This is a genomic window from Paenibacillus radicibacter, assembly GCF_024721995.1.
Taxonomy (GTDB): Bacteria; Bacillota; Bacilli; order Paenibacillales; family NBRC-103111; genus Paenibacillus_AM; species Paenibacillus_AM radicibacter.
In genome coordinates, this window is sequence record NZ_JANQBC010000011.1 from 180394 (window position 1) to 201500 (window position 21107).

Here is a 21107-nt window from a genome sequence, read left to right on the forward strand (position 1 = left end):
ACCCTTCCTACGGCGCAAATGGCATGCGATGATCATCTTCTTTATCTTCAAAAATGATACCGTTCTGCTTGTATTTTTTTAGAATAAAATGCGTTTTGGTTGATAGTACACGATCAATTGGAGATAGTTTATTAGAAACGAATGAAGCGACTTCATTCAAGGTACGACCTTCAATTTCAACAAGTAAATCATAGGCACCTGACATCAAGTACACCGATTTTACTTCTGGAAATAAATAAATGCGCTCCGCAATAGAATCGAATCCATGCCCGCGCTCCGGTGTAATTTGAACTTCGATCAAGGCTGTAACCTTGTCCTTGTCCACTTTGCCCCAGTTAATGACTGATGCATATTTCACGATAACTTTGTCATGCTCTAGTTCCTTGATCGCTTGTGATACCTGTGCAACTGGCACATCTAGCATCGTGGAAATAACCTCTGGTGTATGTCTAGCATCTTCTTTCAAAATATCCAAAATCTTGTGTTTCATATCTTCCATTGTTGTTCCTCCTCGTACCTTCCGTACATGTTCCTGTATGAAGTTTACTTAATGCCTGTTAAGTTGTTTTACTTATCTTACAACGGTTACCCATTTGGATTCAACTAGGAGGGTCACTTTCTTAATTGATTTACAATGTCTTGAGCTATATCGGGAATATCCGTAATTATCCCATCTGCGCCCATGTTATAGTACTTCTCTATATTGGATGTATCATTTACGGTCCATACGTACAATGGTTTATTTAACATTTTGGCAGAAGAAATTGCTTCCTCTGTTACCATATATTCTTCGAGTACAATGAAATCTGCATGAACCCACGACAGCATACCCGTACTTGCAAATACGATATATCCTGTCTTAATCGCAGGCTCTTCGTCTTGAACTTGTTTTACTACTTCACGATCTAGCGATTGAACCACATATTCTTCAACAACCTTATACTTACGCAGAAGATCAACTACCATTTTCACAATATCGCCTTGTTCACTTCCATGCAGTTTAATCTCAATATTTAGCTTAATTTTGCCTTTGGACTTTTGAATAAAATCTTCAAGTGAATGAATGCGGCCTGTAAAGTTGCCTTGAGACAACTCTAGTTCACGAAGCTCATCCATCGTCAGTTCATATACAGACGCATTCCGACCTGTTAGCCGTTTTAAGTTGGTATCATGAATAACCGCCAGTTGACCATCTTTCGTCAATTGTACATCAATCTCCGCATAGTCTGCTTTAGCATCGATTGCACCTTGCAGCGCCTCTAAAGAATTTTCAACCCCCATTGTTATATCCCCGCGATGCGCCATTATCATAAAGGAGTCGGACTTCAATCGCGCAGCATTATTGAGTGGATACAACAATAAGGTAACCGCAATTACAATTGATGCGAAGAGAACTAACTTACCAGCATATGCTCTCACCAAACTTCGATTTTCTTTCGCATAAAAGTTTTTAGTCTGATCCCAGTCCAAATGTCGAATAGCAGCGTCGTAAGGATTCGCTTTTTCTAAATAAAAAGTGGTAAGCGTATGGATAAAAAATGGCGAAGCGATAAAAGAAGCAATGAAAATGGACAATACGATAATCGACACGATTATTTTATTAAATAGTGGATGGTCCATTAATATTTCGAATTGGACAAAGAATGATATCGCGAACACCAGAAGGATTAAAATTACAATAAGAATCAACGTAAGCAATAAGAACAGGAGCAATCCATACAAGAGTGTTAAAATCATCTTCCAATATGACTTACGCATCATACGAACACTTTTACGTGAAGATTCAATGAAACCCTCCTTGCCTTCAATTACAATCATGTGCAGAGACATCATCCATCGTATATTCAATATGGCCACAACAACAATCAACACCACTGAAAGAATCATACCCCAACTGGTCTTTAACAGTTCTCCCGAAACAAAATTAGGAATTTGAAGACTCGGTAACAAAGAAGAGGATAAACCTAAATTAAGCAGTGGCATAATGAGCAGAAAGTACACGATCCAACCCACAAAACCATATCGAAACAAGGAAGGCAAATGAGATATTGCCTGCAAAAAGGCTGGCATTAACTTAATGATCTTCCGCTGATGCCCATAATATGAAATGAGAATGAGGACGGAAAACTCAACAAATATAATGACCGTAGCAAAACAAATGATAAACAAAATGCATACAATCCCAACAGGATTGTATGCAAACTTCAATAATTCATAATTGGTTGCCCCTGCATGTCCACTTATGTGGATTGCCTGACGAAACACAAAAGATATCAATGGGACGAAAACCGTAAACGTAAGCATTTTATATATGATTTCAAATATTATCGATTGCCAAAACGTAAATTTAAAGGACTTTAATGTATGCATCAATAACTGATGTACCGAACTATTGCGATTGTAATATGTATGCACCAACATGCTCTCCTTAATCAACAATAGATAAAGTGTAACATTATCGTGCCCTTAATTCTAATTTACAAATATAGATAAAACCGTAACTAGCATGGACCTAGAACACGTCCATGCTGAGGTACCGCTCGCCCGTGTCAGGGGCGATGCAGATCACGCGCTTGCCGACGCCAAGCGCCCGAGCCACTCGCAAGGCGGTCCAGACGGACGCGCCTGCGGAGGGGCCGACAAGGATGCCCTCTTCACTCGCCAAGCGGCGAGTCGTCTCTATGGCATCCTCGTCGGCTACCTGCACGACCTCGTCATAGACGGTCGTGTTCAAGATCTGCGGCACGAAGCCCGGACTCGTGCCGACGAGCTTGTGCGGCCCCGGCTGGCCGCCAGAGAGTACGGGCGAGCCCTTCGGCTCAACGACATAGATCTGCACGTCAGGAAGCTGCGCGCGTAGCGCTTCCCCTGTTCCTGTTATCGTGCCGCCTGTCCCTGCCGTTGCAACGAAGGCATCGAGCTTCCCGTCCATCTGCTCGATAATTTCAAGTGCTGTCGTCGTCCGGTGGATATCCGGATTCGCTGGATTCTCGAACTGCTGCGGAATGAAGCTGTGCGGAATTCCTTCGCTTAATTCAATCGCTTTGCGTATCGCTCCCGGCATACGTTCAGCTGCTGGTGTCAGTACCACTTCTGCGCCATAGGCACGCAGCAGATTAATCCGCTCAAGTGTCATATTATCTGGCATCACAAGAATCGCGCTATACCCTTTGGCTGCGGCATTCATCGCAAGACCGATTCCCGTATTCCCACTTGTCGGTTCAATGATGGTCGCCCCCGGCACAAGTACACCTGCTTGTTCCGCTTGCACAATCATATTGTAAGCCGCGCGATCCTTGACCGAGCCACTTGGATTAAAGTACTCCAGCTTCACATACACTTCCGCATCCTGCTCGCCTACCAATCGATTCAAACGCACAGCAGGGGTATTTCCGATTAACTCCGTGATGGATCCGTACATTTTGCAAGCTGCCATATAAGAATATCACTCCAGTTCGATAACAAGAATAAGACTTCCATTTCATTACTTGTATCATAATTCCAACCATTCTTATTGGCAATCTTATATTTTAATTTTGATTCCTTGTTCTTCTTTCTTCAAGAGCTTACCGAGCCCCGGGTGAAGGGCTTTAACGAACATTTTTATAAAGTTAAGTAGAATAAACAATACAACATATGTTGCAATGAAAATCTCCATATCCCCTAGCACTTTGAAAAATTGCGCCCAACCCTCATGACCTATGGACATGCTGTAATCCTGCAATTTATAAGCTGCGAATGTGGAGATCGCGAGTGGAAAAGTAAATGCTGCGTATCCAGGTTTGAACCCTTCCTTGAACAGCTTTAATATATATCCGTACACGACAAAAAGAAGAACCGTACCAGTAATGAACAGCCATGCGAGCATATAAAAGTTCGGATTGGGTTCAATCGTTAGTATTCCCACAACACCAAGTGGTGCAGGTGAACAAATAATGCCTATCGTTGGTAACTGATGATCCTTTAACTTCTTACTACGAAAGACAATATAGAGAACCAAAGGTAATAGAATCGTATAGAAAATAAATCCGAACATCAGCATAAAGTGAGCAATATCAGGAATCTGGGGAATCACACCATCCATACCTTTACTTGCAACACTGCCTGTAATCATCCCTGTGTACACGATAAAGCAAGTCGGCATGATGTTACTAAACTGACGTTCCTTGACCCGAATAATCGTATAGAACACGACTATGAAATAATGATAGATTGCAGCAGAAATCCATAAATAGCTGCAAAGTGTGGGTAGATAAGGATATAAAGTGCCCGATACGAGCCAAATTACCATCCCCATTGTCGGATAAAAAGTACCTGTGACGGGATTCTTTAGTTCCGCATACATCACTTTAGGAAATTTGATCAATCGAATGAACATCAGTAGCAGCATCCCGATTGCAAGTGTAATGGCAATAGGCTTCAGAAAATCAATCCCGTACACTTTCCATGCATTACTTAATGTTATGAATGCGAGGCATGTACCGCTAATGCCAATTGGCATTCTCTCTAGTTTATTTAATTGTTGATTCATATTCATATCAATAGGTCACCTCTTCATCTTGTAGCATAGTCATTGCATGATAGTGGATTCGGTGAATTATAGCGATCCCTTGCTTTTATTGTATGACGCTGCGCTTCCGATTGGAAATCCGACTTTTTGATGCGATTCATAAGAAAACCTTATTTCCGTTAAAATATGCAAAAAAGCCAGTCACCCGCTGATTTGGCAGCAAGGAAACTAACTTCTCTCACATCCCTATTACTTATGAACGCCTACTATTTTTTCGCAGTTAAACGCTCAATCATCGTCTTGCGATCATGATCGCTCAATAAGTGCTCTACACGGAAGCATGATGGACATACATATACATGGTACTCAAATGGACCGGTTAAGAACGGCACACCAAGTGCTTGTGGAACAATCGGTGTAAAGTGCTTGTTCTTCACGTTCTGTGTACCTGCAAACAGCATCAATTCACGGCAAGCTGCACAATCTGGCGCTTCTAACTGCGTATCCATGCATTGATTCACCATATCACGGTAAGCATCGTCTCCTGCAGGAGCATCATCCCACAGATCTTCGTTGCTTAGCGGAAGGTTGCTAGGTGCAGTCGTCGCCTCTTCATCATGCTCACCTTCGTTATCAGACCCATCCACATCTATACTCAAGCTGCGATATTCGCTAAGTTCATTAAAGCAATGCGGACATTCTTCCTCAGGTCCAATTTCCGGGTCCCATACAATTTCAGTCTGACACCACGGACAAAATGTTTGTTCTTTCTCTTCCATTACGTAAACAACTCCTCATGTAACTATCTTAATCGAATTCCGATTATTTCATAACATAATAAATGCCAACTATCAGAAATATAGCAGCTAGTGCGAACAATGATCCCCATAAATACTTCATGAGCCTACTCCCCTATCTACATTCTAAGACACACACGCTCCGATTACAAAAGAGATCGAAACAGAGAGTATCATCGATAAGAAACCGACCGCGCGATTATCACGCTGAATCTCTTGATCAACTTTAATATTCGGTGTAAGAAATTCAAATATGAAATAGGAAACCATAAGTAGAACAAAGCCAAATACTGACCAGACAATGGATTGACCGAAAGTATCATGATTCTGGATTGCATATCGAATGATATTACATATCCCGAACACTTTACCCCCAGTTGCCATCGCTACAGAGACATTACCCTTCTTAATCTCTTCCCAATCATTATATTTCGTCACAATCTCAAATATCGTCAAGAACACCACTAACAAGATAACTGTAACGGAGAAAAATCCGATCGTCGATAAATAGCGGTTCTCCGTCCAAAAACTCATATTATCCATGATACGTCCCCAGCCTTCCTACTGCAATTCAACGACAGTTACACCCGTTCCGCCTTCGTTGTAGTTCCCGATTCTGAACGATTTCACACGGCGGTGACGACGTAAATAATCTTGAATACCTGTACGAAGCACCCCTGTACCCTTACCATGAATGAGGTACACTTGATTCAAATTCGACATAATCGATTCATCAATGAATCGATCCGCTTCCATTAAACCTTCTTCCACATTCATACCCCGCATATCTAGCTCCATACGGACATTCTCATCACGTGTACGTTTGATGCTTGCCGCTGGAACTTGGGTACGCTTTTGCTGTACGGCATGAGTTGTGACAAGCTCTAGATCAGACTTTGCCACTTTAATTTTCATTAGCCCAAGCTGCACAAGTGCTTCGGTTTTGGATACGATCTCCACGACATGACCTTTTTGACCAAGGTGGATAACCCGAACCTCGTCACCTGCTCCAATCTCAACTGGCTTAGACGCAGCTCGTGCCACACGCTTCTTCTCACGTAATTGTGGACTTGCTTGATCCAATCTACGCTTCGCATCGATCAGCTTATGGTCTTTGATATGTCCTGCTTCTTCACGCGCAATACGGCGAAGTTCAGTAATAACCTCATCCGCTTCACGTTTTGCCTTCGCAACCGCATCTGCTGCTTCGCGCTCTGCTTTTTCTAGCATTTTATCGCGCTGCTGCTCAAATTTATCTTGCTGAGCTTCAAGCTCTTTTTTCATTTTTTCAATTTCACGACGCATGTCTTCCGCACTTTGACGCTCTTCTTCCGCGATAAGACGGTTCTCCTCAAGGGATGCAATCATCGATTCAATGTGTTGATCCTCTTCGCCAACATGACCGCGTGCTTGATCAATAATCGTCTTCGCTAGACCCAGACGCTCCGCAATTGCGAATGCATTACTTCGACCAGGCACCCCGACAAGCAGTCGATACGTCGGAGATAGCGTTGCAACATCAAATTCCATCGAAGCGTTCATAACGCCTTCACGTTCATACGCATACGCTTTAAGCTCGCTATAGTGCGTAGTTGCAAGAATGCGGCAACCCATACGATGGATGTAATCGAGCAAGGAGATCGCAAGCGCAGAACCTTCAGCAGGATCTGTACCCGCTCCTAATTCATCGAACAACACCAGGCTTTTTGGCGTCATATCACGCAAGATCGAGATAATATTCGTCATATGGGAAGAGAACGTACTCAAGTTCTGCTCAATACTTTGCTCATCCCCAATGTCCGCATAAATGCCATCAAATACGCATAGCTCAGAACCTTCTTCAGCAGGTACGAATAAGCCTGACATCGCCATTAAGGATAGCAAGCCAACCGTCTTCAAAGAAACCGTCTTACCACCTGTATTCGGACCCGTCACGATAATCGAAGTGAAGCCTTTACCTAATTCCAGGTCAAGTGGCACCACAACATCGGATGCAATCAACGGATGACGACCCTTCTTGAGCTTAATGTAGCCTTTATCATTCAAGACAGGAAGTGTCGCTTTGAGTGCACGAGCAAGTCCGGCTTTAGCAAAAATAAAATCAAGCTGCGCAATGATCCCAACATCGGACAACAATAAATCCGCGACTTCTGCAACATCCACAGTCAGCATAAGGAGAATACGCTCTACTTCTGCTTCTTCTTTCAGTTTGAGTTCACGAATTTTGTTATTTAACGTCATGACTGCTTCCGGCTCGATAAATAAAGTCGCACCAGATGCGGACTGATCATGCACCATACCGCCAAAGTGACTGCGGTACTCCGCCTTAACAGGAATCACATAACGATCATTACGGATTGTCACCAGAATATCCTGCAACATTTTCTGCGTCGAACTGTTCCGAATCATATCCTCCAAGCGTTCACGTACGCGGGATTCACTGCTCTTAAGCTCACTGCGGATCTTAGCAAGCGCCATGCTTGCACTGTCTACCACATAGGCATTATCGTCGATACAGCTCTTAATGCGATCCTCAAGACCCTTCTGGTCCGTCATTAGCTCAACCATGCCTGCGATCCATTCAATTGGGAATTCCTCATGGACATTATCCAAGAACCGCTTTAAGCGGCGGCCACCATAAATGGTGTTGGCAATATCGAGTAATTCAGTGCTGTTTAGCATACTACCAATTCTGGCACGATGGATGCTTGGTTCGATATCTCGAATGCCACCGAATGGCACATTGCCTTTCAATCGCTCTACATCAACTGCTTCACTTGTCGCCTTTAGACGACGCGTCACTTCAATGTAATCTCCACTTGGCAGCATCGCAAGAACGGCACGCTTGCCGAGGGAGGTTTGCGCGTGATTTTCTAATTTATGAGTAATTTTTTGATATTCTAAGGTTTTTAACACTTTCCCCTTCAAAACTTTCACTGTCCTCTCGTTCACAATATCATTATTATACCCAAGGAATGCACAAGATGCGAACCTCAACTTACACACCATGTAATTACATACTTAGCTTAATGGTCATAATTTCCTTCGTACTTTCTTTAAAGCTGGATACATTATGTACTACTACACATCTCGAACTTTCACTAAGGAGGTTACACATATGAGTTTTCTTGGAACAGTAGTCCGATTTATCGTATCTGCTTTCGTGCTTATGTTAGTATCTTGGTTTGTTAAAGGCTTCTCCGTCGGCGGTTTTACGAGTGCACTCCTGCTAGCCCTTGCGATTGCAGTAATTGCCTTTATCGTCGAGAGCATGTTCGGAAGGCGAATCACACCGTTTGGTCGTGGTGTCGTCGGTTTCCTTACAAGTGCAGTTATTATCTGGGTTGCCCAATTCATCGTACCGGGTGTAACAGCAACTGTACTTGGTGCTATACTCTCCGCTCTAGTCATCGGCTTGATTGATCTGTTCATTCCGATGAAAACCCCATTTGAGATGGGCAGCGACTGGTCAGGTAAAGATAAAGAGCCGCATAAATAAGGGATTATATCCGTTATTGTCCATAACCGTTATACCTGATTTTTTTCAATCGGTATAGCGGTTATTTTATTTTTTAACTTATAGTTTCACTTGATCGACACATCCCAAAGGTTATGATCATGATAGAATACTTCTTAGTTACCTGAATAAACTCAAGGAGGATTTTATCTATATGAAAAAATGGTTTGCTTTACTCGTAGCTAGTGCTGCCATGCTTATTACATTAACAGCATGTGGCGCAGAAACTGCTAATACATTTGCTGAAACGAAAGATCCTGCTAAGCAAGAATTGAAAATTATTGCGACAAACTTCCAGTTCGATCAACCGGAATACCGCGTTAAGCAAGGTGAGCCGTTCACAATCAACTTCGAAAGCAAAGAAGGCGTTCACGGTGTGCGTATTGAAGGCATCGACGGAAGCTTCAATAAGTCCAACAATACGAAGACTGTTGTAGCATCGAAGCCAGGCACTTACTCGATCATTTGTAATATCTCTTGTGGTACAGGCCACTCCAAGATGACTGCGAAATTAATTGTGGAATAATTCGATTCTATCATACAAATAAAAGACCGCTAACCCCCACCTAATATTGGGACGATAGCGGTCTTTATTATATTCAGAGCTACTTCTCTTTCCCCTCTTGGGACATGACAAGTTCAATCCACTCGTTATACTCCGTTTGCAACTTCGTGTACTCACCCATTAGCTTGTTATAATCGTGCTTTACTTGCACAAGCTCCGTGTCATCCTCTTTACTTGCACTTACTTGCTTAAAGGATGTACGCAAGCTATCACGAAGTTTTTCGATTTCCTCATCCTTCTGAATCGATTGACGCAATACTTTATCGAATGCAAGCTGTTGATCATTCAATCGTTTATCAATAGCGCTGAATTCTGCCGCTGCATGTCCCGAAACTTCAACAAGTGATTCCAGCTGCTTACACGCGGCATCACGTTCCCCCGCAATCTGACGTGCGGACTCACGCTCTGCCTCTAACTGAGTTAAGGCTTGATCAAGTAGCCTTTGTGCGGTATATGAAGCTGCAGATAAGTTATCCTGTTCAGAAAGTGATGCTTCTTTCTCACGTTTAAGTGCATGGTTCTCTTCTTGGAGCTCGACCAATTCTAATTCAAAGCGATCTGCTTTTGCAGTGAGATCTGCAAGCTCAGCTTCATGCTGCTTCAAGAGCGTACCATCACGATCATCATAATCCGCTTGTTGAGCAGCAAGTGCTCGTGTATGTTCTTCCGCATTTCTCTGACGAATCTCTTGAAGGTTCTTAATGTCAGCTAATAACTCAGCTTGCGCTACTTCAGCTTCTTCGCGTGCTTGAATAAGCTCTGCTTGATACTGCTCACCTGCTTGCATGAGCTCCAATCGGTTCTGTTCACGGATTTTACGTACTGTACCTTCTTGTTGATCACGTTGGTGGCGGATCGCAACGTCGTGTTCCAGTTTCAGTCGCTCCATTTCCTTCTCATACCGATTGTGTATGTTCGCTTCTGCTTGCGTCTGCTGATCCAATTGTTCTTGCAAGTTACGAAGCTGCTCTTGCTCCGATCTATGCTTCAATTGAATAGCTTCAAGTGTTTGTGCGTGCTGAGATTGCTTATCCGCAAGCTCAGAAGCATAGCGTACTTCTTGATCCAGAAGCGCCGCTTCATGATTGGATTGCTGCTCCTCTAATACCTCAATACGTGTTGCTTTCTCTTCATCTAAAGCAGCTTCATATTGCGATCTTTGCTCAACAAGCGCTAACTCTGAAGTCGATTGCAGCTCCTCGACCATTTTGTCATGACTAGTGGACTGATCTTTCACAGCTACCGCATGCTCTTCACGCAACTGAAGAATGAACGCAAGGTGTTCTTCTTCTAACAACTTCGTCATCGTTCCATGTTCAGTTTTCACTTGCTGCAATTCAAGCTTGTACTTCTCTTGCAGCTTGTTCAGATCCGTGGCAAGTGTATCTTGCGCTTCCAACAGTTCAAGCGTTAAATCCTCATTCTGCTTAGATAGAACCTCCTGCTTATCTTGCTCTGCTTGAAGGTCTAGGGCATGCTTCTCTCTTAGCTTCTGCAAGGAGGCTTCTAGCTTCGCTTGACCTTCTGCTGACAGACGGTCTTGCTTTTCTTGTGCCTCTGTAAGCAGGCGGTCTTGCTCTTCTTGCGCTTGTGTAAGTAGACGGTCTTGTTCTTCTTGGGCTTGTATAAATAGAAGCTCCTGCTCCTCTTGGGCTTGTTTAAGTTCTGACTCAAGCTTTTCACACTGTTCCTGTAAGCTATGCAAGTTCACTTCTTGATGCTTACGTTCGGACTGCATGCGTGAATCAAGTTCAGATAATTTACGCTCGTATTCCGTTTCTAGCCGCTGACGTTCTTCTTGGATCGCTTCTTCACGAACTTCATCGATCATCTGAAGGGAAGCGTCACGCTCTTCCGTTAATATTTTTAAGGCAGCAGCATGTTCTCCAGTCAACTTGTCAATCGTTGTATCACGTTCGATTTGAAGGGTCTGCAGTTCACTTTCATATTGTTCCTTCTGAGTAGCAAGCTGCGTATCTTGATTGGATTTAATCTCGTTATATTCGACTTGCAGCGCACTTAATTGTGCCTGCAATTGTTCACTTTGCTGTTGACTTGCATTCTTAGCGCGCTGCAGCGGATCAATCTCGGATGCCAACCGCAAATTCTGGTCTACGACATGAAATGCAGTAAGTACTGCAATGCGCTGTCCATCTAGACGATTATTCGTCTTTGCAATCTGACTCATTTGGTCATTCACTTCTGCTGCAATGCGTTTTACATAGCTTGGGCTTGTATTACCATCAGCTGTAATCTTGTACTGACTTCCATATATGTCAACGTTAATTCGTGTACGATCTTCACTCACAGGTTCGTCCTCCCTTTACATAACAAAAAAGGCTTGCGTATCAACCTTCGATACGTCAAGCCCCTTTTCCTGCTACCAAAGCTCTTTTCAAATAATTACCTGTAATTTATTATTTGCGAAGCTCTGCTTCAAATGTTTGTTGCAGCACTTCAACCACGTTGCCGTGAACAGAAGTTACTTCTTCATCTTGCAGAGTACGCTCTGGATGACGGTATACAAGCGCTAATGCAACGCTCTTCTTGCCATTTCCTAGACGCTCACCTGTGTAAATATCGAACACGCGAATGGATTCAAGCAGTTCGCCTGCTGTTTCGCGCACTTTTTGCTCCATAAGACCAACTGGAACCTCACTACTTACGACAAGTGCCATGTCACGACCCATAGCTGGGTAACGCGGAAGCATAGAGTACTCAATCGTGGAGTTAGCAAGCTCGATAAGCGGCTCTACTTCCACTTCAAGCACGTACGTATCTTCCAAGTCCTTCTGGTTCTGTAGAGATGGATGCAATTGACCCATACGACCAATTACACGTTTCGCACCGTCTTGACCTACTACTGTAATTGCAGCCGTACGACCTGGGTGGAAACCTTCTGGTTGTGCAGCTTCAAGTGTAATGTTCGTGATACCCAGATAAGAAATCACACGCTCGAACACACCTTTAAGATCATAGAAGTCCACTTTAGCCGGCTTTTGCAACCAGTGATCGGAATGACGCTTACCAGTCATGACGACTGCAAGCATGAGCTTCTCTTGTGGAAGCACAGTAAGCTCAGTTTCTTCTGTTACGAACACTTTGCCTAGCTCAAATAGTGCCAAATCATCGTTGTTACGGTTACGGTTGTAAATCACCGTCTCAATCATGTTCGGAAGCAAAGACGTACGAAGTGCGGAGCGATCTTCACTCATTGGCATTGCAAGAGGGATATGCTTCGCTGTCGCATACAAGCCCGGAAGCTGCTCATTCTGATTCGGATGACCGAGGGAATAAGTGATCACTTCATCAAGTCCGCTTTGTGACAAAATGTTGCGCATCGTGCGGCGAATTTGCTGTTCATGAGTCAGTGAACCCGGTGTCGTAACGCCCGACATAAGCGTCGTTGGGATATTGTCATAGCCATATAGACGAGCTACTTCTTCGATCAAGTCTACATCACGTGTGATGTCGCCGCGACGACTTGGAACATGAACGAGGATCGATTCGCTGCTTACTTCTTCATAGGAGAAGTTAAGGCGTCCCATAATGTCTGTTACTTGAGCAAGCGCAAGCTCAGTTCCCAAGTAGTCGTTCACTCTGTTTAAGGAAATCTCGATAGATACTGGCATATGGTCTGCTGTACGCGCTTCTGCGATGCCTTCAGCAATTGTGCCGCCAGCAAGCTGAGTGATTAACGCTGCTGCACGATTCAGAGCTGGAATAACTGCTTCTGGATTCACTTCTTTTTCAAAACGCATGCTTGCTTCCGAACGCAGTCCCAACTGACGGGACGTACGACGAACCGAGCTGCCGGAGAACTTCGCAGATTCAAGCAAGATACGACTTGTGCTGCTGGACACTTCGCTGTTCGCGCCCCCCATCACACCAGCAAGTGCAATTGGCTTCTCAATATCAGCAATAAGCAGCATATGTGGCTCTAAATCACGTTCTACATCATCCAGTGTCATTAGCTTCTCACCCGGCTCAGCCAGACGAACATCGATACGATCACCTGCAATTTTATCTGCATCAAAGGCATGAAGCGGTTGACCGTATTCAAGCATTACATAGTTCGTAATGTCTACGATTGTGTTGATCGGACGAATGCCTGCAGCCATCAAGCGATTTTGTAACCATAATGGAGACGATGTCACATGTACACCTTCAACAAGGCGTGCTGTATAGTGAGAACACAGATCAACGGAAGCGATTGTTACCGCTACTTTATCTGCTGTCTTTACTTGGCTCGTGCATGCTGCACCTTCAGAACTTGGAAGCTTCACTTCACGTCCGATAATTGCTGCGATCTCATAGGCTGCACCCAGCATGCTTAGCGCATCCGAACGGTTCGGTGTAAGGTCTAGTTCAAGCACTTTATCATCGATTGCAAGCACTTCAAGGATGGATGCTCCGATTTCCGTATCTTCAGGAAGAACGAGAATACCATCTTGCTGCTCTTTCGGAAGCATTTTTTCATTTAAGCCAAGCTCTTTTGCGGAGCAGATCATGCCTTGGGATTCTACACCACGAAGCTTCGCACGCTTAATTTTGAAATCGCCAGGAAGAACTGCACCAACAACCGCTACAGGTACTTTCTGTCCTGCATCTACGTTCTTCGCTCCGCACACGATTTGCAAGTCTTCACCTTGACCCACATCTAGTGTACATACGCTAAGCTTGTCAGCGTCAGGGTGCTTCTCTCTTGTTTTTACATAACCAACAACTACGCCAGTTACACCTTGATTACGATCTTCCACAACATCTACTTCAATACCTGAACGCGTCAGCTTCTCTGCAAGCTCTTCCGCTGTGTAGCCGCTCACGTCTACATATTCAGACAACCATTTATATGATACTTTCATGTCTCGATTCCTCCTTCGATCCTACAGATGTACGAACTGCTTCAAGAAACGTAAATCATTTGTATAAAAATGACGGATGTCTTCGATGCCGTATTTCAACATCGCAATACGCTCAACACCCATACCAAATGCGAATCCTCTGTATTCTTTCGGGTCATAACCCGCCATCTCAAGTACACGTGGGTGAACCATACCGGAACCCAAGATTTCTAACCAACCTGTTTGCTTACATACACGACAGCCATCGCCTTTACACATGCTACAAGTTACGTCTACTTCCGCACTTGGCTCTGTGAATGGGAAGAAGCTTGGACGAAGGCGAATTTCTGTCTCTGGTCCGAACATCTCACGTACGAATTGAAGAAGTGTACCTTTCAGGTCACTCATACGAATGTTGCGATCAATAACTAGACCTTCGATTTGCGTGAACTGATGGGAATGTGTTGCATCGTCATCATCACGACGGTATACGCGGCCTGGGCAGATGATCTTAACTGGAACTTCACCTTGCAGCTTCTCCATCGTACGAACTTGTACGGGGGATGTTTGCGTACGAAGCAATACTTCCTCTGTAATATAGAAAGAATCCTGCATATCACGCGCAGGGTGATCCTTCGGCAAGTTTAGCGCCTCGAAGTTGTAGTAGTCACGTTCAACCTCTGGACCTTCTGCAACCGTGTAACCCATACCGATAAAGATATCTTCGATATCTTGAATCACTTTATTAAGCGGGTGAACTGCACCTTGTGTGGACGGTCTGCCTGGTAATGTTACATCCAGTGTCTCAGCCGACAAGCGGCCTTCTGTCTCCAACTGCTCGAAGTGCTCTGACTTCTTCGCGATCAAAGCCGCAATTGCTTCGCGCACCTCATTAGCTACTTGACCAATAATCGGACGCTCTTCTGCACTAAGTGCACCCATTCCACGAAGAACCTCCGTGAGTGGACCTTTCTTACCCAAATATTTCACTCGAAGGTCATTCAATTCTTGCGGGCTCATTACTTCTGACAATAGCGCAAGCGCATCAGCCTTTAACGCTTCTAAACGTTCTTTCATACATTTCCCTCCTTAAAAAATAAACCGATCTTTTTTATTTGTGAGTTTGTTCAAAACGATAGCGGAGGAGAAAAGATGCACTTATGCTTTCGAAGTACTTTTCCTTCGGAAAGTTTGAGTTCGCCTTTGAAGACGTGTCCTAACCAACTAACCTAATCAAGAGGACACGGATTCAACAGCGACCGGAAGTGTTTCTTTTCTCAGCAGCGCCCACGTTTGGAACAAGCTCAAACAGCAAAAAGAGCTTACCCATCCCACAAAAGGGACGAGCAAGCTCGCGGTACCACCCTGATTAGATACTTTTTTTGGCACATAGCAAAAATAAGCATCTCTCTTCATTCATGATCATAACGGATTGTCATCCGGTTCCCTCTAGTGGAGTGACCTCATTTTCATAATAAAAATAAGTCGTTCTCGTTCAAAGGACTGCTCAGGAGCGAACTTCAACAGCCTGTTTCCCTGGGTACGCTCTCAATCTGCGGCGTAACCTCCCTGTTAGGATGTACTGTATACTTTTCTCCGTCAACGCATTTTGTATATGGAATTCATAGTTATTGCAACATATCTAATGACAACTATTATATGCAAAAGGAATCCCGGACGCAAGTGGTGAATGCAATCAGTAATATTAACCAATTTGTAATCTATCCTTCCCATATTAGGTACATAATAAAAGCATCAACCAACATTGGAGGGAAATTTATGAAAATGCCATTCAAATTATTATCACTAAGTCTTGCAGGTTGCTGTCTACTTGCTGCCGCTTCTCCGACAACTTGGGCTAGCAGCACACCTCCATCAACAGATCAGAAAGCGGTGACTCCAATCTCTGCGAAAGAACAACAACAATCTGTTAAAGTAACAACGAAATCCGTTAAAGAAAAAACAGAAACTCTCGAAGTTAACCTACAAATTCCGGTTGTTAGCGGAATGAAAGATAAAAAATATCAAGATCAGCTTAACGACATCATTGAACGTACAGCGATGAGAGGCTTAGAAGACATCAAGAAACAAGCTACAGCAGATTTTGCCGAGTTCAAAAAAGAAGGCATCAAGGTGCAGCCCTATACGTTTGACTCCATCTATGAAGTTAAAGCAGATGGCAATGCAGCCGACAACAACATCCTATCCCTTCGCTTAGTAACAAGTGAATACACAGGTGGTGCTCACGGTAATCCGCGTGTGGATACATATAATGTGTTAAATGCTGATGAAGCGAAGCTAGTTGAGCTCCAAGACTTACTTGGTGCAAACTACAAGCAAACCGTAGATGCTCATATTAAAGCAGAGATTGCAAAAGCACCTGATAACTATTTTGCAGGAGATATGGGATTTAAGGGTATTAGCGACACACAGCTATTCTTCGTGAACAAAGGCGATGCTGTTATTACATTTAACGTGTACGAAATTGCGCCTTACTCATCAGGAACACCTGAATTCCGCATTCCGATTGCAAAAGAAACCAGCGGTGCAAACCAGCTAATTGTCAGTGGTAAGGCAGTATCTAAAGAAGAAGCTGCCATTTTCGTGAATGATAAAGGTGTTACGATGGTTCCTCTACGCGCTGTTGCTTCCAAGCTTGGTTTCGCACTTAACTGGAATCCAGATAAAGAAAGCACTGATCTACACAAAGACGCGATCTGGACATCGCTAACGAAAGATGTGGATGCTTACATCATTGGTAAAATGGCTCCGTTCCCACTAGGAACTGCTCCAACAATTGTTGAAGGTAAAATGTTCGTTCCACTTGCATTCTTCTCTGATGTATTAAAAGCAGACGTGAAGGTGAGCGGCGGTTCGATTAGCATTATGTAAATAAGATTATTGCGGAAAGCCTCAGCGATGAGGCTTTTTTGCTATTTTCAGGGCATATACAAGAAGGAGTTGAATTACATTTTATTGAATTTGTTATAAACAGATGTCACTACTATCAAGGAGAATTTTTATGAGCCATATATATCGGATTAAGAATCCGTTAGCGTTCAAGACTATGACTGCAACGATGTTTTTTTCATTCACTTCCTATCGGGATATAGTCCGATTCACAAGGGTAAATGAAAAAGGTTTAATGTACTATCTTGTCATTGTGATAGGAATTGTATGTCTATCTGTTCTATTCATAACGATATTTCGTATGTTCATGAGGCCAGCGTCAATCGAAATCCTACCTCATTCCCTAATCATAAAAGGCATCCAAATCGAACCACAATCTATCCAAAGAATCAAAATAGATCCTGAATTTAAAACTTCTATCGGTATCCAACTAGTTGGTAAAAGACTTGTTCCTATTAAATATTGTTTCCGTTTCGTGGATAAGGACGAGGTTGCCCTCCAAAACCTTCGGGCTTGGGCAGACGATAATCATATTGAGATCAAAGAAGGATCTTTTATGAGATGGATGTAAGGGAAAATTATATGGAAAATGTGTATCAGGTTAAAAACCCATCAGAGATACCTATGGTTATTCTAACGACGTTTCAATTAGGTTTGTTCTCATACTTTTGGTACACGATTGATAATATTGGATTCATGTATTACCTCAACATTGGATTCAGAGTGTTTATACTGATCTATTTAATTCTATTAATCATCCGTATGATTAGACAGCAAAAAGAAATCCGAATCACACCTGATAAACTAGTTGTTAGAGGCACACAGCTAGAACCTAGCTCCATCAAGAGAATTAAGATACATACAGTCTTTAACACAAGAATCGGTATACAACCCATCGGTAAACAATTTATTCCCACAAAATATTATTTTCAATTCAAGCATAGTGAGGATGATGCTATTAAAGCGCTTCGCACTTGGGCTAATGAGAATCAGGTTGAAGTCAAAGAAGGTCATTTTTTAGCTTGGTGGTAATTCTTAATTATGACTTAATTTAAATAATACCCATAGACTAGACACTTTAAAAAGTGTCTAGTCTATGGGTATTTTTGAATTCACTATTAAAAATTACATATTATTAACTAGAAATTTATTTTTCTATCGTATCCTCTCAAATAAGAAGTTAAGAAGCTAAAGGAGAGAATAACGATGAATACATCACTTCAAATACTTAAAAGAATCGGAATTACAATGCTTGTCCTTGTGTTAGTAACAACCCTTACAGTTATGATTAATAACAAAGTTCAACTTAATAAAGAGGCTGAGCTCTTAAAAGCTAACGGAACGATCACCTCTATTAATGGAAACAAAATTCATGTATATGAGGAAGGAAGTGGCGCGGACACCTATGTGTTCATGTCGGGATCCGGCATAGCATCTCCGATGTACGAACTGAAAGGACTCTACCGCAAATTCTCACAACAAAACAAGATTGCAGTTGTTGAGCGTGCTGGTTATGGATATAGCGATGTGTCAAGCGATAATCGAGACATCGCTATAATATTAGAACAGACAAGAGCTGCACTTACACAGAGTGGAAATACGCCACCTTATATCCTAATACCCCATTCGATATCTGGTATCGAGGCAATTTATTGGGCACAGAAATACCCACAAGAAATCAAGGGTATCATCGCCCTAGATATTGGTCTGCCTGAGCAGTATGTCTCCCATCCATTAGGATTTATAGATTCGATTATAGTTCGGGGAGAACGATTATTAACTGAACTAGGATTTCATCGATTTGCACCTGAAATGGTTTACAACCCTGAAGTCATTCGGCAATCATTTCTGACGGAATCTGAGAAGAACTTGTACAAGGCAATATCATACAAACAAATTTTCAATCGAGATATGGAGCAAGAGCTGCTGCAGAGCTACAATAACAGTATAAAATCAACACTGCTTCCCTATCCGCAGGACACACCCATCCTGTTCTTAGATGCAGTTGCAGATCAATATAAGGACTCCATATACACGATTCAAAGACAAAAAGACTATAAAGCATTCGCAGCGAAGCTTCGCTTATCTGATGTCAGAACACTTCGTGGGACACACAGCATTTATCTCTATACTCCCGACGAGATCTACCAGCTAGCGAGCGAATTTATCAAGAAAACGAATCAGAAAGGCTGAAACAATGAGAAGTTATAATGTTTTATTAGTAGAAGATGACACTGCCATTGGAGATATCATGCAGAGAATTTTAAAACGAGAAGGATACAATGTTTGTTGGAAGACCGATGGAACTACCGTGCTTCAAGAGATCCGAGAAATGGATTTGATTATCATGGATGTGATGCTGCCGGGTGAAGATGGCTATCAACTCTCGAAACGAATCAAACAACTCGGATTACAGATTCCAATTATTTTCTTATCTGCTCGAAGCGACATGGATAGCAAATTGCAGGGACTAACAATCGGAGAGGATTATATGGTCAAGCCCTTTGATCCAAGAGAACTGCTACTTCGAATGAAGAAGATGCTAGATTATCATTATGGTACATTCACTCAAATTAACCATGTCTACATCGATGCCGAAAGGCGCAGAGTTTTCCTAATGGACTTGCAGCATGAGGTTGAATTTACAGCTATTGAAAGGAAAATATTTTTCTACCTTTACGATAATCGGGATCGGATCTTGACCAAAGATCATTTCCTCGAACATCTATGGCAATTAGAAGACAGAAGTCCAAATATCGTAATTGTGCATATCAAAAACATTCGAGCAAAAATTCAGGATACCGAAGGAGAAGTCATTCAGAATCTATACGGAGAAGGGTATCGACTTAATACCTACAAGAAAAAATGAAATTAAAGAAAAAATACCAACTACTCTTATTATCCGCTGTTGTGAGCGTACCTTTATTACTGCTATCTATTGGCGTATTGACGAGTGTCATTTACAATCTATACTTTAAATCGCAAAATAATGATATCCCATTTCATGCTTCCTTTGCATACCCAGCTATGTTAGTTGTATTTGGCTTATCCTTATTATTACTATCCGTTCTATTCTCGCGATCAATTAGTGCGTTATTGAATCAAATCAATCTTTTGAATCGAACAATTCGAAATCTGGCCAGTCATGAAAAAATCCCGAACAAAATCAATATACACAGCGACGATGAAATGGGAGCTCTCATTCGATCCGTTAATCTATTGATTGATCGTACAACCTATCGAGAGCTTGAACTGAAGCAACAACAGGACATGCAAAAAGAGCTTCTTCAAAAGCTACGACATGATATTAGTACGCCACTGACGGCTGTTCGTTTGCAGTTGTTTGATATGGAAGCGCAGCACGAATGTCAATGTACGAATATCGAATCGCTAAGTCAACAGATTCAATATATTGCGGAGCTAACCAAGGAGATTCATATCCAATCCACGGAAACATTAGATAGTTCCTATATCCTGAGTGAAAATATGAATGTCCTTGACGTACTTGAGACGGTGGTTCGAAAGTGGGGCTATTTGTACAACATGAATGAAATCGAACTGCACTTCCATCCTGTTGATAAAACATTGATTTGGAACTGCAATGTGCTATGGACACAAAGGCTCTTTGATAATATTTTACAGAATACGTTACGCCATTCAAAGGCAACGATGCTGGATGTAGTGATCGAGCATGGTGTAGTATCGATTCGCGACAATGGAATTGGTTTCGATAAGAACAACCATCCTAAAGGGCTAGGGTTAAAGATCATTGAGGACATCGCCCGTCTGTTTCAGATCGAATATACACTGAAATCCAATGAACATGGAACTCTGTTCCGATTACAACAGTAAAAAAGTACACATCTACACAAAGATTCAGTTAATAAAAGGCAAAGCTCTCAAATTCAGAGAGCCTTGCCTTCTCATTTGATAGTTATCTGATCAGGGTAAACTCAGTGCGTCG

17 protein-coding genes and 1 other annotated feature are annotated in these 21107 nt (G+C 42.6%); of the genes, 7 read left to right on the forward strand and 10 right to left on the reverse strand.

Annotated elements, in window-relative coordinates:
• Positions 1 to 7: 7 nt before the first annotated feature.
• From NV379_RS19845 to NV379_RS19875, 7 genes are all read right to left on the reverse strand, one after another.
• Entirely contained in the window at positions 8 to 499 is a 492-nt protein-coding gene (locus tag NV379_RS19845) for an Lrp/AsnC family transcriptional regulator (RefSeq protein ID WP_258209072.1), read from the reverse strand.
• Between the two features lie 113 nt (positions 500 to 612).
• Entirely contained in the window at positions 613 to 2421 is a 1809-nt protein-coding gene (locus NV379_RS19850) for a glycerophosphoryl diester phosphodiesterase membrane domain-containing protein (RefSeq protein ID WP_308860313.1), read from the reverse strand.
• 91 nt (positions 2422 to 2512) lie between these two features.
• Positions 2513 to 3436, reverse strand: coding sequence for a cysteine synthase A (cysK, locus tag NV379_RS19855; protein WP_258209073.1), 924 nt, complete (start codon positions 3434 to 3436; stop codon positions 2513 to 2515).
• An 87-nt stretch (positions 3437 to 3523) separates the two neighbouring features.
• A complete protein-coding gene (locus tag NV379_RS19860) occupies positions 3524 to 4531 on the reverse strand; it encodes a TDT family transporter (protein ID WP_258209074.1) in 1008 nt (335 codons plus the stop codon).
• A gap of 245 nt (positions 4532 to 4776) precedes the next feature.
• A complete protein-coding gene (locus tag NV379_RS19865; RefSeq protein ID WP_258209075.1) occupies positions 4777 to 5289 on the reverse strand; it encodes a hypothetical protein in 513 nt (170 codons plus the stop codon).
• Between the two features lie 144 nt (positions 5290 to 5433).
• Positions 5434 to 5841: a DUF350 domain-containing protein gene (locus NV379_RS19870; RefSeq protein ID WP_373426135.1), complete on the reverse strand. Its 408-nt coding sequence runs from the start codon at positions 5839 to 5841 to the stop codon at positions 5434 to 5436.
• 27 nt (positions 5842 to 5868) lie between these two features.
• Positions 5869 to 8235 carry an endonuclease MutS2 gene (locus NV379_RS19875; RefSeq protein WP_258209077.1) on the reverse strand — a complete coding sequence of 789 codons (2367 nt, stop codon included), beginning with the start codon at positions 8233 to 8235 and terminating at the stop codon, positions 5869 to 5871.
• Positions 8236 to 8425: 190 nt separating this feature from the next.
• Between NV379_RS19875 and NV379_RS19880 the strand changes: the two genes are divergently transcribed.
• Together NV379_RS19880 and NV379_RS19885 are read left to right on the forward strand one after the other, a co-directional pair.
• Entirely contained in the window at positions 8426 to 8806 is a 381-nt protein-coding gene (locus tag NV379_RS19880; protein ID WP_258209078.1) for a phage holin family protein, read from the forward strand.
• A gap of 172 nt (positions 8807 to 8978) precedes the next feature.
• On the forward strand, positions 8979 to 9350 hold the full coding sequence (locus NV379_RS19885; protein WP_258209079.1) for a cupredoxin domain-containing protein: 372 nt from the start codon (positions 8979 to 8981) through the stop codon (positions 9348 to 9350).
• Between the two features lie 79 nt (positions 9351 to 9429).
• On the opposite strand, the gene zapA is transcribed toward NV379_RS19885, so the two are convergent.
• The 3 genes from zapA to pheS form a co-directional block, all read right to left on the reverse strand.
• A complete protein-coding gene (gene zapA, locus NV379_RS19890; RefSeq protein ID WP_258209080.1) occupies positions 9430 to 11697 on the reverse strand; it encodes a cell division protein ZapA in 2268 nt (755 codons plus the stop codon).
• A gap of 109 nt (positions 11698 to 11806) precedes the next feature.
• The gene (gene pheT / locus NV379_RS19895; protein ID WP_258209081.1) at positions 11807 to 14254 is read right to left on the reverse strand and encodes a phenylalanine--tRNA ligase subunit beta; all 2448 of its coding nucleotides are present in this window, start codon (positions 14252 to 14254) and stop codon (positions 11807 to 11809) included.
• Positions 14255 to 14275: 21 nt separating this feature from the next.
• Entirely contained in the window at positions 14276 to 15310 is a 1035-nt protein-coding gene (pheS, locus tag NV379_RS19900; protein ID WP_258209082.1) for a phenylalanine--tRNA ligase subunit alpha, read from the reverse strand.
• A gap of 258 nt (positions 15311 to 15568) precedes the next feature.
• Positions 15569 to 15845 (reverse strand) — a binding site (T-box leader).
• Between the two features lie 167 nt (positions 15846 to 16012).
• On the opposite strand from pheS, the gene NV379_RS19905 reads away from it, so the two are divergent.
• From NV379_RS19905 to NV379_RS19925, 5 genes are all read left to right on the forward strand, one after another.
• Positions 16013 to 17125 carry a PdaC/SigV domain-containing protein gene (locus tag NV379_RS19905; protein ID WP_258209083.1) on the forward strand — a complete coding sequence of 371 codons (1113 nt, stop codon included), beginning with the start codon at positions 16013 to 16015 and terminating at the stop codon, positions 17123 to 17125.
• 609 nt (positions 17126 to 17734) lie between these two features.
• Positions 17735 to 18175 carry a hypothetical protein gene (locus NV379_RS19910; protein ID WP_258209084.1) on the forward strand — a complete coding sequence of 147 codons (441 nt, stop codon included), beginning with the start codon at positions 17735 to 17737 and terminating at the stop codon, positions 18173 to 18175.
• Between the two features lie 174 nt (positions 18176 to 18349).
• On the forward strand, positions 18350 to 19336 hold the full coding sequence (locus tag NV379_RS19915) for an alpha/beta fold hydrolase (protein WP_373426136.1): 987 nt from the start codon (positions 18350 to 18352) through the stop codon (positions 19334 to 19336).
• Positions 19337 to 19340: 4 nt separating this feature from the next.
• Positions 19341 to 20012 (forward strand): response regulator transcription factor, encoded by a 672-nt coding sequence (locus tag NV379_RS19920; protein ID WP_258209085.1) that lies wholly within the window; start codon positions 19341 to 19343, stop codon positions 20010 to 20012.
• Positions 20009 to 20995, forward strand: a complete 987-nt coding sequence (locus NV379_RS19925) for a sensor histidine kinase (RefSeq protein WP_258209086.1) — start codon at positions 20009 to 20011, stop codon at positions 20993 to 20995. The genes NV379_RS19920 and NV379_RS19925 overlap by 4 nt, the downstream gene beginning before the upstream one ends.
• Positions 20996 to 21107: the final 112 nt, after the last annotated feature.

What these genes read in the sequence shown, in the direction of transcription:
- NV379_RS19845 (WP_258209072.1), bottom strand. Translation starts at nt 499, where the DNA reads ATGGAAGATATGAAACACAAGATTTTGGATATTTTGAAAGAAGATGCT.
- NV379_RS19850 (WP_308860313.1), bottom strand. Translation starts at nt 2,421, where the DNA reads ATGTTGGTGCATACATATTACAATCGCAATAGTTCGGTACATCAGTTA.
- cysK (WP_258209073.1), bottom strand. Translation starts at nt 3,436, where the DNA reads ATGGCAGCTTGCAAAATGTACGGATCCATCACGGAGTTAATCGGAAAT.
- NV379_RS19860 (WP_258209074.1), bottom strand. Translation starts at nt 4,531, where the DNA reads ATGAATCAACAATTAAATAAACTAGAGAGAATGCCAATTGGCATTAGC.
- NV379_RS19865 (WP_258209075.1), bottom strand. Translation starts at nt 5,289, where the DNA reads ATGGAAGAGAAAGAACAAACATTTTGTCCGTGGTGTCAGACTGAAATT.
- NV379_RS19870 (WP_373426135.1), bottom strand. Translation starts at nt 5,841, where the DNA reads ATGAGTTTTTGGACGGAGAACCGCTATTTATCGACGATCGGATTTTTC.
- NV379_RS19880 (WP_258209078.1), top strand. Translation starts at nt 8,426, where the DNA reads ATGAGTTTTCTTGGAACAGTAGTCCGATTTATCGTATCTGCTTTCGTG.
- NV379_RS19885 (WP_258209079.1), top strand. Translation starts at nt 8,979, where the DNA reads ATGAAAAAATGGTTTGCTTTACTCGTAGCTAGTGCTGCCATGCTTATT.
- pheT (WP_258209081.1), bottom strand. Translation starts at nt 14,254, where the DNA reads ATGAAAGTATCATATAAATGGTTGTCTGAATATGTAGACGTGAGCGGC.
- pheS (WP_258209082.1), bottom strand. Translation starts at nt 15,310, where the DNA reads ATGAAAGAACGTTTAGAAGCGTTAAAGGCTGATGCGCTTGCGCTATTG.
- NV379_RS19905 (WP_258209083.1), top strand. Translation starts at nt 16,013, where the DNA reads ATGAAAATGCCATTCAAATTATTATCACTAAGTCTTGCAGGTTGCTGT.
- NV379_RS19915 (WP_373426136.1), top strand. Translation starts at nt 18,350, where the DNA reads ATGAATACATCACTTCAAATACTTAAAAGAATCGGAATTACAATGCTT.
- NV379_RS19920 (WP_258209085.1), top strand. Translation starts at nt 19,341, where the DNA reads ATGAGAAGTTATAATGTTTTATTAGTAGAAGATGACACTGCCATTGGA.
- NV379_RS19925 (WP_258209086.1), top strand. Translation starts at nt 20,009, where the DNA reads ATGAAATTAAAGAAAAAATACCAACTACTCTTATTATCCGCTGTTGTG.